We start from the raw sequence: 18,743 nt of genomic DNA, 5'->3' as shown, positions 1-18,743 counted from the left end.
GCGAAAACCGCCGCAGTCGATTACCCATTCGATATGCGCAGGCGACGTCCACGATGCAGCGTGTCGGGCCCATTACTAACGTCTCGCAGGCCAGAAAATGGACGAACAACTTAAGCAAAGCGCTCTCGCGTATCACCAGAATCCGAAACCCGGCAAGATTTCGGTCACGCCGACCAAACCGCTGTCGAACCAGCTCGATCTATCGCTCGCGTATTCACCGGGCGTCGCCGCAGCCTGCATGGCGATCTTCGAAGAGCCGCTCGACGCGCAGAAGTACACGTCACGCGGCAACCTCGTCGGCGTGATCACGAACGGCACGGCTGTGCTCGGTCTCGGCAATATCGGACCGCTCGCCGCAAAGCCGGTCATGGAAGGCAAAGGCTGTCTCTTCAAGAAATTCGCCGGCATCGATGTTTTCGACATCGAACTCAGCGAGTCCGATCCGGACAAGCTCGTCGAAGCGATCGCGATGCTCGAACCCACGCTGGGCGGCATCAACCTCGAAGACATCAAGGCGCCGGAGTGCTTCTACATCGAGAAGAAGCTGCGCGAGCGCATGAAGATTCCGGTCTTCCACGACGACCAGCACGGCACCGCGATCATCGCTTCGGCGGCGATCCTGAACGGCCTGAAAGTGGTCGGCAAGAAGCTCGACGAAGTGAAGTTCGTATGTTCGGGCGCGGGCGCCGCGGCCATTGCGTGCCTGGATCTGCTCGTGAACCTCGGGCTGTCGAAGCAGCACGTTCTGGTGGTCGATTCGAAGGGCGTGATCTACGAAGGTCGCGGCAATCTGGATCCGTCGAAGGAACGTTACGCAGCGCATACCGAAGACCGCACGCTGGCCGACGCGATCCGCGGCGCCGACGTGTTCCTCGGCTGCTCGAGCGCGGGCGTGCTGAAGCCGGAAATGGTCAAGGAGATGGGCACGCAGCCGCTGATTCTCGCGCTCGCGAACCCCGACCCGGAAATCCGTCCGGAAGACGCGAAGAAGGTGCGCCCGGACTGCATCATCGCGACGGGCCGTTCGGACTATCCGAACCAGGTCAACAACGTGCTGTGCTTCCCGTTCATCTTCCGTGGCGCGCTGGATGTCGGCGCAACGACCATCACCGAGGAAATGAAGCTCGCATGCGTGCGCGCGATTGCTGAACTGGCCGAAGAAACCGACCAGGGCGATGAAGTCGCGAAGGCATACGAAGGCCACTCGCTCGAATTCGGTCCGGAGTATCTGATTCCGAAGCCGTTCGACCCGCGTCTCATCATCAAGATCGCGCCGGCCGTGGCGCAGGCGGCGATGGATTCGGGCGTCGCGACCCGTCCGATCAAGGACATGGACGCGTACCGCGAAGAACTCGGCACGACGGTGTATCGCACGGGCATGGTGATGCGTCCGGTGTTCGCTGCGGCGAAATCGCAGCCGGCGCGCGTTGTGTTCGCGGAAGGTGAAGACGAGCGCGTGCTGCGCGCCGCGCAGTTCGTGCTGCTGGAGAAAATCGCGAGGCCGATCCTGGTGGGACGCCCGGCGGTGATCGACATGCGTCTGAAGAAGATGGGCTCGAAGCTCAAGTGCGGCGAAGACTTCGAGATCGTCAATCCGGAAGACGACCCGCGTTACCAGCAGTGCTGGCAGGCGTATCACGAGATCGGCGCGCGAGAAGGCATCACGCCGGACGTCGCGAAGGCCGCGATGCGCAAGTTCAATACGCTGATCGGCTCGATCCTCGTGCGCCTCGGCGAAGCGGACGGCATGATCTGCGGGATGATCGGCCAGTACCACACGCATCTGAACTTCGTCGAGCAGGTGCTGGGCAAGGCGGAGAACGTGCAGAACTTCGCGGCGATGAACCTGCTGATGCTGCCAGGCCGCAATCTGTTTATCTGCGACACGTACGTGAACGAAACACCCACCGCGGAACAGCTCGCCGACATGACGATGCTGGCGGCGCGCGAGATCGAGAAATTCGGCATCACGCCGAAGGTCGCGCTGCTGTCGAATTCGAATTTCGGCAGCGCGCCGTCTTCGTCGTCCGTGCGGATGGCGGCGGCACGCAAGCTGATCAGTGAACGTGCGCCCACGCTCGAAATCGACGGCGAAATGCACGGTGACGCGGCGCTGTCGGAGGCGGTGCGCAAGGCCGCGTTCCCGGGCACCACGCTGAGCGGCGAGGCAAATCTGCTGATCATGCCGAACGTCGAAGCGGCGAATATTGCGTACAACCTGTTGAAGATGGTCGGCGGCGAGGGCGTGACGGTCGGGCCGTTCCTGCTCGGCGCGGAAAAACCGGTGCATATCCTGACGCCGGCGGCGACCGTGCGCCGGATCATCAATATGACGGCGGTGGCTTCGGCGAACGCACGGGTGCGCTCGGGTGGTTGATGTGAGTGGGTGACCGGGATGCGAGGCGCTCGTCGCCCGGTCAAAAAAAACGGCTGACCCTTCAAGGACAGCCGTTTTCCGCTTGTCTCACCGCGCGAACACAGAAGATTCGTGCGCGGCGAGGTGCGTTCATGCTGCGTGCTGTGCACCCCCAGCTTCTGATGAGCGCCAGCGAGCCAGCAGATCGTTCCACTTCACGCGCACGCCCTTCAGGTTGTTCTCCTTCACGTGTCCGTAACCGCGGATGCCGTCCGGCAGATTTGCCAGTTCGACAGCCAGCGCGCGCTTCTCAGCGGTCAGGCCGTTGCAAAGCTCACGCACCAGCGCCTCGTACTCACCGATCAGTTCACGTTCCGTGCGACGTTCTTCCGTCTTGCCAAACGGATCGAGCGCCGTGCCGCGCAGGAACTTCATCTTCGCGAGTACGTGCATCGCCTTGAACACCCACGGGCCGTACTTCTTCTTGATGAGATGGCCGTGTGCGTCCTTCTTCGAGAACGCCGGCGGCGCGAGGTACAGATTCAGCTTCCACTCGCCTTCGAAACTCGCCTTCAGCTTTTCGACGAACGCCGGGTCGGCATACAACCGCGCGACTTCGTATTCGTCCTTGTACGCCATCAGCTTGTGCAGGTTCTTCGCGACCGTTTCGGTCAGCGGGAACTGACCGTCGCCGGTATCGAGCGATGCTTCCACTGCGCGCACGTCCGCCACCAGCTTCCGGTAACGCGTCGCGTACGCATCGTTTTGATACGCGGCGAGGTAAGTCGCGCGCCTGTCGATCAGCGTATCGAGCGCCTTCGGTGTGTAGAGCGTGATGATCTTGCCGCCCGTCGCCGGTTCGTCTGTCGCGCCTGCACTCGTGCCTGCCTCGCCTCGAGCCTGCGACTTCACCAGCTTGCGCACGCCAGCCAGATCATGCGCCGCGCGACGACCCCATTCGAATGCCGACAGATTCTTCTCGACCTGCACCGCGTTCAGCTCGATCGCGCGTTTCAGCGACTGATGCGTCAGCGGCACCCAGCCGCGCTGCCACGCGTAACCCAGCACGAACGGATTCGTATAGATCGCATCGCCCAGCAACGCGACCGCGAAGTGATTCGCGTCGACGGCGTCGACACCGTCGTCGCCCGCTGCCGCGCGTACGTCAGCTTCTGAGCTTGAACCCGGGAAGCGCCAGTTCGGGTTCTTGATGAACTCGGCGGTTGGCGTCGCGGCGCTGTTCAGCACGACGCGCGTCTGGCCTTCCTGCATCCGCGACATGCATTCGTCGCTCGCCGTGACGATCGCGTCGCAACCGATCACGAGGCTCGCTTCGCCCATAGCGATGCGCGTCGCGTGGATGTCGGCCGGGTTGTTCGCGATCTGGACGTGGCTCATCACGGCGCCGCCCTTCTGCGCGAGGCCGGTGACGTCGAGCACCGTCACGCCCTTGTTTTCCAGATGCGCGGCCATGCCGAGCAGCGCGCCGATCGTCACGACGCCCGTGCCGCCGACGCCCGTCACCAGCACGCCATACGGCTTTCCGATCGCGGGGACATCGGGCTCCGGCACCGGCGGCATCGCGTCTTTGTCCACGCCGGAGGCTGCCTTCGGCTTGCGCAACTGCCCACCTTCCACCGAGACAAAGCTCGGGCAGAAGCCGTTCAGACACGAGAAGTCCTTGTTGCAGGTCGACTGGTTGATCTGGCGCTTCGTGCCGTATTCGGTTTCCAGCGGTTCGACCGACAGACAGTTCGACTTCACCGAGCAGTCGCCACAGCCTTCGCACACGGCTTCGTTGATCACGACACGTTTCGCCGGATCGGGATATGTGCCGCGTTTCCGGCGGCGACGCTTTTCAGTGGCGCACGTCTGGTCGTAGATCAGGATCGAAGTGCCCGAGATTTCGCGCAGTTCGCGCTGCACTTCGTCGAGCTGGTCGCGGTGGTGAATCGTGACGCCAGGCGCGAGCTGCTGTTTCGCGCCGTCATACTTTTCCGGCTCGTCGGTGACGATGACGATTTTCGTCGCGCCTTCGGCCGCGAGTTGATGCGTGATCTGCGGCACGGTCAGCACGCCGTCGACCGGCTGGCCGCCGGTCATTGCGACCGCATCGTTGTAAAGAATCTTGTAGGTGATGTTCGCCTTCGACGCGATCGCCGCGCGAATCGCGAGCAGCCCGGAGTGGAAGTACGTGCCGTCGCCGAGATTCGCGAATACGTGCTTGTCGTTCGTGAACGGCGCCTGGCCGACCCACGCGACGCCTTCGCCGCCCATCTGGCTGAACGTGCTCGTGCTGCGGTCCATCCAGACCGTCATGTAGTGGCAGCCGATGCCGGCCATCGCGCGCGAGCCTTCCGGCACGTTCGTCGACGTGTTGTGCGGGCAGCCCGAGCAGAACCACGGCTTGCGCTCCACTTCGACGCGCGGCTTCGCCAAAGCGCGTTCCTTCGCTTCGATCACGGCGATGCGCATCGCAATACGGGCGCGGACGTCGGACGGCAGGTCGAACTTGTCGAGCCGCGTCGCGATCGCCTTCGCGATGATTGCTGGCGAGAGCTCATAGTGCGCGGGCAGCAGCCAGTTGCCCATCGGCACCGACCATTCGCCGCCGGCGCCGTCCTTCTCGTCGAACTTGCCGTACACGCGCGGACGCTGCGCGTCCGGCCAGTTGTACAGTTCTTCCTTGATCGCGTATTCGAGGATCTGCCGCTTTTCCTCGACCACCAGAATTTCTTCGAGGCCGCGCGCGAACGAATGTGCGCCTTGCGCTTCGAGCGGCCACACGCAGCCGACCTTGTACAGACGGATACCGATGCGCGAACAGGTTTCGTCGTCGAGACCGAGATCGGTCAGCGCCTGACGCACGTCGAGATACGCCTTGCCGCCGGTGATGATGCCGAAGCGCGCCTGCGGCGAATCGATCTCGATGCGATCCAGTTTATTCGCACGTACGTAGGCGAGGGCGGCGTACCACTTGTAGTCGAGCAGACGTGCTTCCTGCACGAGCGGCGGATCTGGCCAGCGGATGTTCAGGCCACCGTCGGGCATCACGAAGTCGGTCGGCAGCACGATCTGTGTGCGGTGCGGATCGATATCGACTGAAGCAGACGACTCGACCACATCGGTCACGCACTTAAGCGCAACCCACAGACCGGAGTAGCGGCTCATTGCCCAGCCGTGCAGGCCGAAGTCGAGATATTCCTGCACATTCGACGGAAACAGCACCGGAATGCCGCACGCCTTGAAGATGTGTTCGGACTGGTGCGCGAGCGTCGAGGATTTCGCGGCGTGATCGTCGCCGGCGAGTACCAGTACGCCGCCATGTGGCGACGAGCCGGCGGAGTTCGCGTGCTTGAAGACGTCGCTGGTGCGGTCGACGCCCGGGCCCTTGCCGTACCACATCGAAAATACGCCATCGTATTTCGCGCTCGGGTACAGGTTGACCTGCTGTGAACCCCAGACGGCGGTGGCGGCCAGGTCTTCATTGACGCCCGGCTGGAACACGATCTGGTGCGCGGCGAGATGCTGCTTCGCCTTCCACAACGACAGGTCGAGTCCGCCCAGCGGAGAGCCGCGATAACCGGAGATAAAGCCGGCGGTATTGAGCCCGGCGGCCTTGTCACGTTCCTGCTGCAGCATCGGCAGACGGACCAGCGCCTGGATGCCGCTCATGTACGCGCGGCCGCGTTCGAGCGTGTATTTGTCGTCGAGCGTGACGGAAGATAGCGCGGCTTCGAGTCTGGCTCGTTGTCCGGCGTCTAGCGGGGCATTCATTATGTGTACTCCTCCACCCAGTTTGGGATCACCAAAACTTCTGCGCCTCCGCATCTTGTGAATGCTTCAGCCAGGGTCGCCATATTGACGGCTTTTTTGCGATGGTAGCACTGGTACAAACCCGCCGCAGATAGGCCAGATGGCCATGCTGGCGGTCGGTTGCGCAGTGAATGTGACACCTGTGTGAGCACGTTCGTAACGTTTGATCTCGTGCTGTAACAGGCTGTAAAAGCTGCCCGATTCGCTGGAACCGGGCAGCCGATGCGTGTCTAATAGCCCACTTGTTCAATGTTTGAAACGCTCTGCATACGCTTGAGCTTGAGGACGGACAGGCAGTCAGAAAAAGGAGTACGCATGATTTCACGCAACATTCAGACCTTTATGATGCTCTCCGCAGCATTCTTTGCCATGAGCGCGCCGGCTCGCCCGAACAGCGCCAGCACACTGGCAACCGCGGTCGGTCGCACCGCCCTGGTTGCATCCGCGTCCCGCGAAGCAGATCAGCCTCAAACGTCCGGCCAGGCCGGACAGTTCGACCGGCGGTCCTGACCGCTCAGGCCGCTGACGCGGCGCGCGACGTCTATCCAGTTCCTGCTGTCGCCTCCATACGGCGGTAGCGCAAACGAAAGAAGGGCGAGGATCCACCTCAGGATCCTCGCCTTTTTGTTTCGCAGCCTTCTTCGGGTGCTGGCGATCAAGCCTTGTCCTGCACCACGCCACGGCGAATCTGATCGAGTTCGATTGATTCGAACAGCGCCTTGAAGTTGCCTTCACCGAAGCCCTGATTGCCCTTGCGCTGGATGATCTCGAAGAAGATCGGCCCGATCTGGTTCTCCGTGAAGATCTGCAGCAGCAGATCTTCTGGTGCACCGTCGATCAGAATCTTGCGCTTGCGCAGTTCGTCGAGCGGCTCGCCGTGATTCGGAACGCGGCGATCGACGAGTTCGTAATACGTGTCGATCGTATCGAGCAGCGCGATCTTCGCGTCGCGCAGGCCGTCGACCGTCGTGTAGATGTCAGCGCTGCCGAGCGCGATGTGCTGGATGCCTTCGCCATGATATGCGTCGAGGTATTCCTGAATCTGGCCGGCCGTTTCCGAGCCTTCCTCGTTGATCGGAATACGGATCTTCCCGCATGGCGAGGTCATCGCCTTCGACTTCACGCCGGTCACCTTGCCTTCGATATCGAAGTAACGCACTTCGCGGAAGTTGAAGAGCCGCTCGTAGAACTCCGCCCATTCCTGCATGCGACCGCGATGCACGTTGTGCGTCAGGTGATCGATGTACGTGAGACCGTGGCCCACCGGGTTCGGGTTCGCGCCTTCAATCGGCACGAAGTCGACGTCGTAGATACTGATGTCGCCGATGCTGTGCGGTTCGGCGCCATTCTTGCCGCGCCAGCGGTCGACAAAATAGATCAGCGAGTCGCCGATACCCTTGATGGCCGGAATGTTGAGTTCCATCGGGCCGGTTTTGTTGTCGAAACCCCAGGCGCCGCGGTCGAGCGCGTGCTGGTACGCCTTCGCTGCGTCCTGCACGCGAAACGCGATTGCGCAGATCGACGGGCCATGCAGACGCGCGAAGCGCTGAGCGAACGAATCCGGCTCGGCATTGACGATGAAGTTGATGTCACCTTGACGATACAGCGTCACATCCTTGTGACGATGCCGCGCGACGGCGGTGAAGCCCATCTGCTCGAACAGCTTGCCGAGTGCCTTCGGGTCCGGCGCGGTGTATTCGATGAATTCGAAGCCGTCGGTGCCGACGGGGTTCTCCCAGGTTGGAACCTGCATGTCTGTCTCCTGAATCGCGGGGAAGCGCGTTTTCCATGAACGAATGAGAGTCAGTGTATCGGCGTGAGGGCGACGAAAACTTGCGAACTTAATCGCTGGTCGATACGCTGACGCCATTTATTGCCTCATCAGACCGAGCGGGCGGCAGAAAATGGCTAAATTCGAGATGGACGCGATCGACCGGCGAATACTCGCGATCCTGCAGGAGAATGGCCGGCTGTCGAACCAGGAAATCGCGGAGCGGGTGAACCTGTCGCCGAGCCCATGCCTGAGACGGATCCGGCGCCTGGAGGAAAGCGGCGTGATCCGCGGCTACGTCGCGCTGCTCGACGCGCAGCAACTTGGGCTCGATCTGCTGGCGTACGTCAACGTACGGCTGGAAAAGCGCGGCAGTCCGCTGCCGGGCGCGCGCGGTGAAAGCACAACGACGGCGCGCCCCGGCGCGACGCACGCCGACCTGTTCCGCGCGGCGGTGCAGACCTGGCCGGAAGTCGTGGCGTGTCACGCGATGACGGGCGAAATGGATTACCTGCTGCGCGTGCAGGTCGAAGACATGGCCCATTTCTCGCGTTTTGTGCAGGACCAGCTGCTGCGCCATCCGTCGGTGATCGACGTGAAGTCGAGTTTTTCGCTCGAGAAGTTCAAGGAGACGACGGCGCTGCCGATTCGTTGAACGTGCGGGCACCAACCCGGCACGCATCCGGCGCGCATGCAAAAAGGGCGTCCGCCAAGGGACGCCCTCTCGATGCTTGCCTTTACGAGGCGGGATTACGCAGCCGCGGCATCCGGCATAAACGATTCAAAAATCTTCGAAGCGTTACGAGCCTGACGCTTGATCGCGTAATCGAAGACCGCAGCCTGTTCCTGCAGCATCTCAGTAATGATGCTCGACTGGTCGGCGGGCTTGAGCGTCAGATACGCGTCGGCTTCGCCGTATGCGTATTCGATCTTCATGCCGGACTTCTTCGCGATGTGCATCATCGTTGAATTGCGCGACAGGCAGTGCATGTAGAGCATCGTGACGTGCGTGTTGCGGCTGCGGATCGCGGCGCGTTCGAACAGCTTCGTGCCGATGCCTTCGCCGCGCGCGCTTTCCAGCACCGACACGCCGAATTCGGCCGTGCGCCTGTCGCCTTCAGCAGGCAGATAGGCCAGGTGGCCGACGCCGGTCAGCTGGAGCTGTGCGTCGAACACACCGAAAACGGTATCGCGCTTGAAGTCGATCGTGCGGACGTAGTTTTCGATGACGTGATCCGGCACGATCTGACCGAAGCGCAGCAGGCGATCGTCCGCGTCAAGCGCGAGAAAGTGCGCGAGCAGCTTTTCGCGATCGATCACGGTGAGTTCCCGAACCAGAGCGGGCGCGCGGCCGGTCATCTGCAGCGGACGATCGGATGTCACGATCGGCTCGTTGGCGCGCGTAGTGGTCTGGGTCATGGTGGTTCTCCTTTTCGTGTGGCGGCATTGATGCGCCGCAAAACGAATTCTAGCGGAAACGCCCGTCCGTCACTAGGGAAAACCCGTATCTGGATTCGAGGAGTCGTTCTATATGAACGCCTGTCTCGGTTTATGTATTTGATTTGTATGTGTATTTTTTGTGTGGCGACAAACGGACAATGAAGTGCCCCTTTTTATGAGGCGCCTAGGTCTTCATGGTGCGGCGCGAAAAATTACTCGCTCGCGCGCAATCCGTGGTCGATCACGCTGACCACCTGTTCCGCAAATTCTGGATACCCCATCCGGCCGTCCGGCTTGAGCCACGTGAAGGTCCAGTTGATCATGCCAAACACCATCATCGTGAGCGCCGTCTGGTTTTCGCGGGTCGCTCGCTCCGGATAGGCGCGCGACAACTGTCGCGCGAACGCTGCGACCACATCGCGCTGACGGTTCAGGATGATCTCGCGTTGCGCATCGACCAGATATTTGACGTCATTCAGCAGCGCGACGTGCCGGCTATGCGACGTCTCGTATTCAGCGAGAAACGCGCGGATCAGTTCGGCGAACGTCTCGCGCTCGCTCAGGCCGCGTCGCTGGCTCGCGCCTTCGACTTCCGCGATGATCAGCATCAGCCGCTTCGTGTACCGGTCGAGCAGATCGAACAGGATCGCTTCCTTGCTCTCGTAGTAATGGTACAGGCGCGCTTTCGACGTGCCGCTCGCGGCGGCAAGGTCGGCCATCGAAGTGCTCGGGTAACTTGTCTGCGCGAACTTTCCAGCGGCCAGTTCGAGGATCTGGTCGCGTTGCGTGTCGTGGTCTGGGGCTCGGGTGCGGGCCATGGTCTCGTGTTTGTTATTAGCTTTAGACAGTGGAAAGAGTAGCAGGACGGGATGTCCGGATGAGGCAAAGTTCGAGCGTACGCCACGCTGTCGCGTCGCCGCGCAGTTGCACACGGCCGGCCGCGGCCAGTTCACGGAAGCGCCACAGCGCAATCCGGTCGCTGACCAGGAAGCCCATGTCGGCCGTCATCAGCTCCGCGGCGACTCGCGAGGCGGGTTGCCAGCCTTCGCTGGCGTGTTCGAGGATGACGGCGTCCAGTTCGGCGAACGTGCCGCTCGCGAATGTGTTGTCGCGCCATCGACGCGTCTCGCCGTTTGTGAAGTGGATCGTGCTCATCGGCAAGGCGTGGGCGGCTCGGTGTGTCGGCGTAAGGGAAGACGAAAATCGGCGAAAAAGGGGCCGCTCGCCGATCGGGAACGCGTCCTGATCGCGAGCGGCCCCTAGTGTAAGCGGATCGCGAATGCGCCGAAAGCGTCCGACTTCGATGTCGGCCGGTGGTAGCTGGCGAAAGACCGTCTACCGCTCGTCGTAACTGACGACCACCCGATCGCTCACCGGATGACACTGGCACGTGAGCACGAAACCTTCGTCGATCTCGTGTTGTTCGAGCGTGTAGTTCTTTTCCATCTTCACTTCGCCTTCGAGCACCTTCGCCCGGCACGTGCAGCAGACGCCGCCCTTGCACGCGTACGGCAGCGCAAGCCCGGCGCGCAGGCCGACATCGAGCACGCTCACGCCCTGATACGGCAGACGCAGCTTGCGCCGCTTGCCGTCGAGCACGATCTCGAGGTCGGCGGCAGGTGTGTCTTCGGTGATTTCGACCGGTGGCACGCCCGCCTGCGGCAGCGGCGAGCCAAAGCGCTCGACGTGCACGTTCGCCGCCGGCACGCCCGCAGCCTTCAATGCAGCTTCAGCGGCGTCCATCATCGGGCCGGGGCCGCAGATGAACGCCTCGTCGATTGCGTCTGCCGGCACCAGCGTCTCGAGAAACGCCGTGCACTTTTGCTGATCGAGCACGCCGTTGAACAGCTCGACGTCCTGCAGATCGTCCGACAGCACGTGATACAGGATGAACCGGTTCATGAAGCGGTTCTTCAGATCTTCGAGTTCCTCGGCGAACATGATCTGATCGACGCTGCGGTTGCCGTACACCAGCGTGAACGTGCTGCGCGGCTCGACTTCGAGCGTTGTCTTGATGATTGCGAGCACCGGCGTGATACCCGAGCCGCCTGAAAACGCGACGTATTGCTGGCCCTGATCCGCGTTCAGGTGGGTGAAGAAGCGGCCGTCGGGCGTCATGACGTCGATCGTGTGGCCGGGTTGCAGCGTGTCGAACGCGAAGTTCGAGAACCGGCCGCCGCGCACGCGCTTGATGCCAATGCGCAGTTCGCCGTCGCGATCATAATCGGTCACGCCGACGCAGATCGAATATGAGCGGCGCGTTTCCTCACCGTCGATATGCGTTTTCAGCGTGACAAACTGGCCCTGCGTGAAGCGGAACTGCTCGCGCAGGTCGACAGGGACTTCGAAGGCGACGGAAACCGCGTCGGCGGTTTCCGGCCGCACTTCCCGAATGCGCAGCGAATGAAATTGCGGAGTGGCCATATCAGTACGGTTTGAAGTAGTCGAAGGGTTCGCGGCAGTCGATGCAGCGGTACAGGGCTTTGCAGGCCGTCGAGCCGAACTGCGCGAGGCGTTCCGTGTGCGCGGAGCCGCAGCGCGGGCACGCAGGCGCGGCAAGCGGCTTCGGCACGAAGCGGAGCACTTTCTCGCGCGGCGCGGCTGCGGCTTCGCCGCCGCAATTGCCGGTCGGCGGCGCGATGCCGTAGGCGCGCAGCTTTTCGCGGGCGCCGGCGGTCATCCAGTCGGTGGTCCAGGCCGGGGCGAGCACGGTCGCAATCCGGTGCGGCGTGAGTCCCGCAGCATCCAGAGCAAGACCGACGTCCCCGGCAATCTGCGACATCGCGGGGCAACCCGAGTAGGTCGGCGTGATGACGACTTCGAGCACGCCGTCGGCGGCGTGGCGCACGTCGCGCAGAATGCCCAGCTCGCGGATCGAGACGACCGGAATTTCCGGATCGGGGACGGCTTCGAGCACGGCCCACGCGTGTTCCAGCGTGGCGTCGGGGCGGGCGGCGAGTGTCGCGGTCATCGGCTTGCTCCGTTTGGCTTGTCGAGGATTACCAGGTCGCGCCCGGATGCTGGCGCGCGATGCTTTGCATTTCGGCCAGTACGTAACCCATGTGCTCGGAATGCTCGCCATGCTTGCCGGTCGTGATGTGTTTCACCGGTTCGGGCAGGGTGAGCGTGGCTTCATCGAGCGCTTCGCGGACGTTTTCGAGCCACGCCACTTCGAGATCGGCCGTCTTCGGGCCGATGCCTGCGGCAGCGATCGCATTTTCGACGTCGTCCGCGCTGAAAAACTCGCGGGTGTACGGCAGCAGGTAATCGAGCGCGTTCTGCGCGCGGCGATGCGATTCGTCGGTACCGTCGCCGAAGCGGATCAGCCATTCGCGTGCGTGATGCATGTGATATCGCGTTTCCTTGATCGACTTCGCGGCGATCGCAGCGAGCTGTTCGTCCGTCGACGCGGTGAGCGCCGTCCAGAGATGCGCCATCAGCGACGCAAACAGGAAATTGCGCACGATCGTGACCGCGTAATCCTTTTCCGCGTGGGCGGTGCCGGAGAGTGGCCCATAGTGTGGCAACTCGGCGAGCGTGTAATTCGCAAACTCGCGTTCGGCACGGAAGTACGCGTAGTCGTCTTCGGTGCGCGCGTTGCCGGTGAGCGTCTTTTCCAGTTCGGCGGCGTGCTGGTACAGCAGGCGCGCCTGGCCGATCAGGTCGAGGCTCATGTTGGCGAGCGCGATGTCTTCTTCGAGAATCGGGCCGTGTCCGGTCCACTCGGCGTTGCGCTGACCAAGGATCAGCGCGGTATCCGCGAGGCGCAGCACGTACTGGAGGTGTTGGGGTGTAGTGGACATGACCGCGCTTACATGTGGTTGACTTCGTCGGGGAGCGTGAAGAACGTCGGGTGGCGATAGATCTTGTCGCCGGCCGGATCGAACAGCTCCGCCTTGTCTTCCGGCGCGGACGCCGTAATTGCCGACGAAGGCACCACCCAGATGCTCACGCCTTCCTGGCGGCGCGTGTAGACGTCGCGCGCCATGCGCAGCGCCATCGATGCGTCCGACGCATGCAGACTGCCGCAATGCTTGTGGTCGAGTCCCTGCTTGCTGCGCACGAACACTTCCCAGATGGGCCATTCCCTGTTCACTGACTTGTCCATTGTCGATCTCCTGAATCTTTGTCCGTTCGATGCAGATGCCGATGCACGGGCCGCGCTCAGGCGGCGTGCGGCTGGGCGCGCTGGCGCTGTTTTTCGGCGTGGGCGAGGGCGGCTTCGCGCACCCACGCGCCATCGTTATGTGCTTTCACGCGGGTGGCGAGCCGCTCCTTGTTGCACGGGCCGTCGCCGTTGACGACGCGCCAGAATTCGTCCCAGTCGATCGTGCCGTAGTCGTAGTGGCCGCGTTCCTCGTTCCATTTCAGGTCTGCGTCCGGCAGCGTGACGCCGAGCAGCTTCGCCTGGTCGACGGTGGCGTCGACGAATTTCTGACGCAGGTCGTCGTTCGAAATGCGCTTGATGCCCCACTTGAACGACTGGCCGCTGTGGATGGAATCCTTATCGCTCGGGCCGAACATCATCAGCACCGGCCACCACCAGCGGTTCACCGCCTGCTGGACGAGTTCGCGCTGCGCTTCGGTGCCCTTCATCATCGACAGCAGTGCGTCGAAACCCTGGCGCTGATGGAACGACTCTTCCTTGCAGATGCGGATCATCGCGCGGGCGTACGGGCCATATGTGCAGCGGCACAGCGGAATCTGGTTCATGATCGCCGCACCGTCGACCAGCCAGCCGATCACGCCGACATCCGCCCACGTGGGCGTCGGATAGTTGAAAATGCTCGAATATTTCGCCTTGCCGCTGTGCAGCGCGTCGACCAGCTGGTCGCGCGAGACGCCCATTGTTTCGGCTGCGCTATATAGATAGAGGCCGTGGCCGGCTTCGTCCTGCACCTTGGCCAGCAGAATGGCCTTGCGCTTCAGGCTCGGCGCGCGCGTGATCCAGTTGCCTTCGGGCAGCATGCCGACGATCTCCGAATGCGCGTGCTGCGAGATCTGGCGCACGAGCGTCTTGCGGTACGCGTCGGGCATCCAGTCCTGCGCCTCGATCTTGCCGTCGGCTTCCATCACGGCGTCGAAGCGGGCTTGCTCGGGCGAACTGGCAGCGGCGTCGATCGGCGCGACGTTGCCGGGAATATCGAGGGATTGCGTGTACATGGTCTTAACGCTCTCGTCCGGAGTTGGGCATGAACGGCAGTATAAATCAACCGACCGGTCGGTTAATGATTTTTTTAGGATTGATTTTGGGGTAGTGTCGGTTGCCATCCAGTTCGAGTGGGTTGGCAGCAAGGTCGAGCGGGGCGTAGTCGGGCTGATTTCGGCAGCCACTTTCGCTTGTGGCTGACATCCGCAGGCGCAGTTCACCAGAGCCGTACGCCAATGCACGCGAAGGTCAATATCGGCTCATCGTTTCGCCCTTAGGTGGCGACCGACAGGTAGTTTCGGGAATCCGCAGACCGCTGCAGCGACGGCGTCGTTTAACCCCAGCATAGAAAAGACGAGATGGCAGAGCGAATCTATATGCAGCACCGAAGCACGGACGAAACGGTCGCCGTCGCCACGGGATTCAGCTGGCCGGCATGCCTGCTCGGTCCGTTTTGGGCCTTGATGAGACGGCTATGGCTCGTCGCGCTGCTGATGCTGGCCGTTGACCTGCTGCTTACGGTTATTGGACTCGCAGGCATGACGGCCGACCTGATCAGCCTTGTTCTGTCGGTGGCGTTCGCCGTTTACTGTGGCGTGAACGGCAACAAATGGCATCGCCAGGCGCTTGAGCGCAAGGGGTTTGTCGTCTTGTGACGACATGCGTGGGAATGGCGAAAGCCGGGGCCGACGCGACGCGCGGCCAGCCGCCCGTTCCCCGGTTCTCGCCCCGCGTCACGGCATAACCTATAAAATTACGGATTGGCCGCGATTCCGCGGCTTCCCGCATTCCCGGTTCCCATGCTACGTCTCAGCGAAATCAAACTCCCGCTCGATCACGCCGAAAGCGATCTCGACGCCGCCGTGCTCGCGCGTCTCGCCGATCTCGGCGTCAAGAAGGACGGACTCGTCCGCTACACCGTATTCCGCCGCGCCCATGACGCCCGCAAGCGCAGCGATATCAAGCTGACGTATATCGTCGACGTCGAAGTGAAGGACGAAGCAGCGGCGGTAAGCCGTCTCGCCGGTCAGCCGCATTGCGGCGTGACGCCGGACATGTCGTATCACTTTGTCGCGAAAGCGCCCGCAGGCGGTACTGCGCTGCGCCCGGTCGTTATCGGCATGGGGCCGTGCGGTCTGTTCGCCGGACTGATCCTCGCGCAGATGGGTTTTCGCCCGATCATTCTTGAGCGAGGCAAGGCCGTGCGCGAGCGCACCAAGGACACCTTTGGCCTGTGGCGCAAGAGTGTGCTGAACCCGGAGTCGAACGTTCAGTTCGGGGAAGGTGGGGCCGGTACGTTCTCCGACGGCAAGCTGTACAGCCAGATCAAGGATCCGAAGCATTACGGCCGCAAGGTACTCGACGAATTCGTCAAGGCAGGCGCGCCGGAAGACATTCTCTATCTGAGCCGGCCGCATATCGGCACGTTCCGCCTCGTCAGCATGGTGGAAAAAATGCGCGCGTCGATTCACGAACTCGGCGGCGAGGTGCGCTTCGAGACGCGCGTCGACGACATCGAGATCGATCAGGGCAAGGTGCGCGCACTGGTGCTGTCGAACGGCGAAACGTTGCGCTGTGATCACGTGGTCCTCGCCGTCGGCCATAGCGCCCGCGATACGTTCCAGATGCTGCACGATCGCGGCGTTTATATCGAAGCGAAGCCGTTTTCGCTGGGTTTCCGGATCGAGCATCCGCAAGGCCTGATCGACCGGAGCCGTTTCGGTAAATTTGCCGGACACAAGGAACTTGGCGCGGCGGATTACAAGGTGGTCCATCACGCGGGCAACGGACGGGCGGTGTACAGCTTCTGCATGTGTCCCGGGGGTACGGTGGTTGCGGCGACCTCCGAGCCGGGGCGTGTCGTGACGAACGGCATGAGCCAGTACTCGCGCGCCGAACGCAACGCGAACGCGGGGATTGTCGTCGGCATTACGCCGGACGATTACCCGGGCGGACCGCTCGCAGGCATTGCCTTCCAGCGCAAGTGGGAGGAGCGGGCGTTCGAACTCGGGGGCAGCAACTACTGCGCGCCGGGTCAGCTGGTCGGCGATTTCATCGCGGGGCGGCCATCGACGTCGCTCGGCTCCGTCGTGCCCTCGTACAAGCCGGGCGTGCATCCGACCGATCTGAGCACGGCGCTGCCCGACTACGTCATCGAAGCCATCCGCGAAGCGCTCCCGCAGCTCGACAAAAAGATCGCCGGTTTCGCGATGCACGACGCAGTGCTGACTGGCGTCGAGACGCGTACGTCGTCGCCGATCCGCGTGCGACGCAAGGACGACTATCAAAGCATCAATATTGAGGGCCTGTACCCGGCGGGAGAGGGCGCAGGGTACGCGGGTGGCATCTATTCCGCCGCCATCGACGGCATCGAAGTGGCAGAGGCGCTGGCGTTGAACATGGTGTCGACGCAAACGGCGTAATCGCGGTCAGGCGCGCGGGCGCTGAGGTTTTTCAGCCTGGCACGCGGCCAGCAGCGCCGCTGGGCGCGTGAGTCGACGCCGTGCCGCTGATGACCCGGCATGGTTGCCTTGTGCGCAATACCAGAACCACCAGCGATGCCAGGCGTGCCGTTCGCGCTGGAACGCGCGCTGTGGCTTCAATCTCGCGAGATCATCGGATCCGGGCGTCGTAACGTCTCGATCGTGCACAATGGGCGCCTTGTTCCAACCGACCGATCATCCGAATGAGCCCTCGTACGCTGGCCGCTGTTTGCGGTGTAGTTCTGCTCTCCCAGCTTGCAGCCCCTTCTGCCGTGTTCGCTGCAGACGTCCCCGATCACTGGACCACCGCATGGGCGACCGCGCTCCAGCCGATCCCCCAGCGAGCCGACCTGCCGCCGCTGTATCGCGCGCCTGATATTGCGGGTCGCACGGTGCGCCAGATCATTTATCCGACGTTGTCAGGAAAGGCTGTCCGGCTGCACGTGAGCAATAAATACGGCACCGCGCCCCTTGTCATTGACGATCTCCGCCTCGCCCGCTCGGCCGGCGGCGCGGCCGCGCAAAGTAGCGACGAAGTTCGGGTGACGTTCGGCGGGAAAAACTCGGTGTCTGTGCCGGCCGGCGGCGCGGTCGAGAGTGATCCAGCTGCCATCAGTATCGCCAGTGGCGAACCGTACGTTGTCAGTTCGTTTATGGGGCCGGGGCAGCGTCTCGTCGCGTGGCATCGCGTCTCGAGCCAGGTCAGCTACGTTTCGGCGCCCGGCAACCACGCGGGCGACGCGACGGGTGACGCTTTCCGCCAGCGGTTCACGCAATTCGCGTGGGTGACCGGACTGTCGGTCGACGCCCCGGCGTCCGGCGCGATCGCTGCCATCGGCGATTCCATCACCGACGGCATGCGCTCGAGCCTCAACCAGAACCGCCGCTGGCCCGATGCATTGGCGCGCCGGTTCGCCCGCGAGGGCGACCGGTCGACAGCCGTCGTGAACCTGGGCATCAGCGGGAACCGTCTTTTAAGCGACTCGCCATGCTACGGCGACGCACTCGTCAAACGTTTCGACCGGGACGTGCTCGAACGGCCGGGTGTGAAAGCCGCGATCCTCTTGATCGGTATCAACGACATTAATTTCGCCGGAATGCCGCCGCGCACCGGCCTCGACTGCGATTTCCCGCACACACAGGTGACGGCGAGCGACCTGATCGGCGGCTTCCAGCGCGTCATTGCTGCTGCGCATCGCCGCGGCATCCGCATTTTCGGCGCCACACTGACGCCGGCATCACTGCCGCCGCAGCGGGAAGCGATCCGCACGACGGTGAACCAGTGGATCCGGACGAGCCACGCGTTCGACGGCGTGATCGACTTTGACGCAGCGTTGCGGGATCCTGCGCAGCCAGATCGTCTGCAACGAACCTACGACAGTGGCGACCGCATCCATCCCAGCGATGCGGGATATGCCGCCATGGCTGATGCAGTTCCGCTCGACGCGGTAGCGAATTCGGCCTGGAAATGAGTCGCGGAAAAAGATTTGCGTCATCCCCTTGTCATACGGCCGATGTTCGCCTACTATTCGCCTCCTCGTTTGCGAACGAGCGCCGCTGCAGAAACCAGCGGCCGTAGCGTCAACAAGGTTTTAAGCGAAAGCAAAAAATAATGTTGACGAAACGAAAAAGATTCTTCATAATCTCGTTTCTCTGCTGCTGATGCAGCGACGCAGAACGAAGCGGTGCCGGAGTGGTTGCGAAGTGACGCAGCGCGGTGCGGTTTCG

At 62.6% G+C, this 18,743-nt stretch carries 16 protein-coding genes and 1 pseudogene; 6 read left to right on the top strand and 11 right to left on the bottom strand.

What is annotated here, in order from left to right:
- Positions 1 to 97 precede the first annotated feature (97 nt).
- Complete coding sequence (locus P3T16_RS00085; RefSeq protein ID WP_429340715.1) at positions 98 to 2,377, top strand: NADP-dependent malic enzyme; 2,280 nt, start codon at positions 98 to 100, stop codon at positions 2,375 to 2,377.
- A gap of 129 nt (positions 2,378 to 2,506) precedes the next feature.
- On the opposite strand, the gene P3T16_RS00080 is transcribed toward P3T16_RS00085, so the two are convergent.
- A complete protein-coding gene (locus P3T16_RS00080) occupies positions 2,507 to 6,133 on the bottom strand; it encodes an indolepyruvate ferredoxin oxidoreductase family protein (RefSeq protein ID WP_429340714.1) in 3,627 nt (1,208 codons plus the stop codon).
- 354 nt (positions 6,134 to 6,487) lie between these two features.
- Between P3T16_RS00080 and P3T16_RS00075 the strand changes: the two genes are divergently transcribed.
- Complete coding sequence (locus tag P3T16_RS00075; protein WP_429340713.1) at positions 6,488 to 6,682, top strand: hypothetical protein; 195 nt, start codon at positions 6,488 to 6,490, stop codon at positions 6,680 to 6,682.
- A gap of 145 nt (positions 6,683 to 6,827) precedes the next feature.
- Here the strand turns inward: P3T16_RS00075 and hppD are convergent, their stop codons facing one another.
- Positions 6,828 to 7,925: a 4-hydroxyphenylpyruvate dioxygenase gene (gene hppD / locus P3T16_RS00070; protein ID WP_429340712.1), complete on the bottom strand. Its 1,098-nt coding sequence runs from the start codon at positions 7,923 to 7,925 to the stop codon at positions 6,828 to 6,830.
- 151 nt (positions 7,926 to 8,076) lie between these two features.
- On the opposite strand from hppD, the gene P3T16_RS00065 reads away from it, so the two are divergent.
- On the top strand, positions 8,077 to 8,598 hold the full coding sequence (locus tag P3T16_RS00065) for an Lrp/AsnC family transcriptional regulator (protein WP_429258192.1): 522 nt from the start codon (positions 8,077 to 8,079) through the stop codon (positions 8,596 to 8,598).
- A 95-nt stretch (positions 8,599 to 8,693) separates the two neighbouring features.
- On the opposite strand, the gene P3T16_RS00060 is transcribed toward P3T16_RS00065, so the two are convergent.
- The 8 genes and pseudogenes from P3T16_RS00060 to paaA form a co-directional block, all read right to left on the bottom strand.
- Positions 8,694 to 9,362 carry a GNAT family N-acetyltransferase gene (locus P3T16_RS00060; RefSeq protein WP_429340711.1) on the bottom strand — a complete coding sequence of 223 codons (669 nt, stop codon included), beginning with the start codon at positions 9,360 to 9,362 and terminating at the stop codon, positions 8,694 to 8,696.
- 233 nt (positions 9,363 to 9,595) lie between these two features.
- Positions 9,596 to 10,201, bottom strand: coding sequence for a TetR/AcrR family transcriptional regulator (locus P3T16_RS00055; protein ID WP_429258190.1), 606 nt, complete (start codon positions 10,199 to 10,201; stop codon positions 9,596 to 9,598).
- 22 nt (positions 10,202 to 10,223) lie between these two features.
- Positions 10,224 to 10,520 (bottom strand): annotated as a pseudogene (locus P3T16_RS00050) (DUF3658 domain-containing protein); the annotation flags it as partial.
- A 198-nt stretch (positions 10,521 to 10,718) separates the two neighbouring features.
- The gene (gene paaE, locus P3T16_RS00045) at positions 10,719 to 11,807 is read right to left on the bottom strand and encodes a 1,2-phenylacetyl-CoA epoxidase subunit PaaE (RefSeq protein ID WP_429340710.1); all 1,089 of its coding nucleotides are present in this window, start codon (positions 11,805 to 11,807) and stop codon (positions 10,719 to 10,721) included.
- Between the two features lies 1 nt (position 11,808).
- On the bottom strand, positions 11,809 to 12,354 hold the full coding sequence (gene paaD / locus P3T16_RS00040) for a 1,2-phenylacetyl-CoA epoxidase subunit PaaD (RefSeq protein ID WP_429340709.1): 546 nt from the start codon (positions 12,352 to 12,354) through the stop codon (positions 11,809 to 11,811).
- 28 nt (positions 12,355 to 12,382) lie between these two features.
- A complete protein-coding gene (paaC, locus tag P3T16_RS00035) occupies positions 12,383 to 13,186 on the bottom strand; it encodes a 1,2-phenylacetyl-CoA epoxidase subunit PaaC (RefSeq protein ID WP_429340708.1) in 804 nt (267 codons plus the stop codon).
- Between the two features lie 8 nt (positions 13,187 to 13,194).
- On the bottom strand, positions 13,195 to 13,479 hold the full coding sequence (gene paaB / locus P3T16_RS00030; RefSeq protein WP_429258353.1) for a 1,2-phenylacetyl-CoA epoxidase subunit PaaB: 285 nt from the start codon (positions 13,477 to 13,479) through the stop codon (positions 13,195 to 13,197).
- A 68-nt stretch (positions 13,480 to 13,547) separates the two neighbouring features.
- Positions 13,548 to 14,546, bottom strand: a complete 999-nt coding sequence (gene paaA, locus P3T16_RS00025; RefSeq protein WP_429340707.1) for a 1,2-phenylacetyl-CoA epoxidase subunit PaaA — start codon at positions 14,544 to 14,546, stop codon at positions 13,548 to 13,550.
- Between the two features lie 345 nt (positions 14,547 to 14,891).
- Here paaA and P3T16_RS00020 point away from each other — a divergent pair, with 345 nt between their 5' ends.
- From P3T16_RS00020 to P3T16_RS00010, 3 genes are all read left to right on the top strand, one after another.
- Positions 14,892 to 15,188, top strand: a complete 297-nt coding sequence (locus tag P3T16_RS00020; RefSeq protein ID WP_429258185.1) for a DUF2628 domain-containing protein — start codon at positions 14,892 to 14,894, stop codon at positions 15,186 to 15,188.
- A 144-nt stretch (positions 15,189 to 15,332) separates the two neighbouring features.
- Positions 15,333 to 16,955, top strand: a complete 1,623-nt coding sequence (locus tag P3T16_RS00015; RefSeq protein WP_429340706.1) for an NAD(P)/FAD-dependent oxidoreductase — start codon at positions 15,333 to 15,335, stop codon at positions 16,953 to 16,955.
- A 263-nt stretch (positions 16,956 to 17,218) separates the two neighbouring features.
- Positions 17,219 to 18,487 carry an SGNH/GDSL hydrolase family protein gene (locus tag P3T16_RS00010; RefSeq protein WP_429340705.1) on the top strand — a complete coding sequence of 423 codons (1,269 nt, stop codon included), beginning with the start codon at positions 17,219 to 17,221 and terminating at the stop codon, positions 18,485 to 18,487.
- A gap of 53 nt (positions 18,488 to 18,540) precedes the next feature.
- On the opposite strand, the gene P3T16_RS00005 is transcribed toward P3T16_RS00010, so the two are convergent.
- Positions 18,541 to 18,743: hypothetical protein (locus P3T16_RS00005; RefSeq protein WP_429258182.1), on the bottom strand; the 203-nt coding region annotated here is incomplete at its 5' end.

Origin of the sequence: Paraburkholderia sp. GAS42 (genome assembly GCF_050436565.1) — a bacterium.
Classification (GTDB): domain Bacteria; phylum Pseudomonadota; class Gammaproteobacteria; order Burkholderiales; family Burkholderiaceae; genus Paraburkholderia.
Note: the sequence above shows the minus strand (reverse complement) of the source record. Positions and strands in the feature narration are given on the sequence as shown.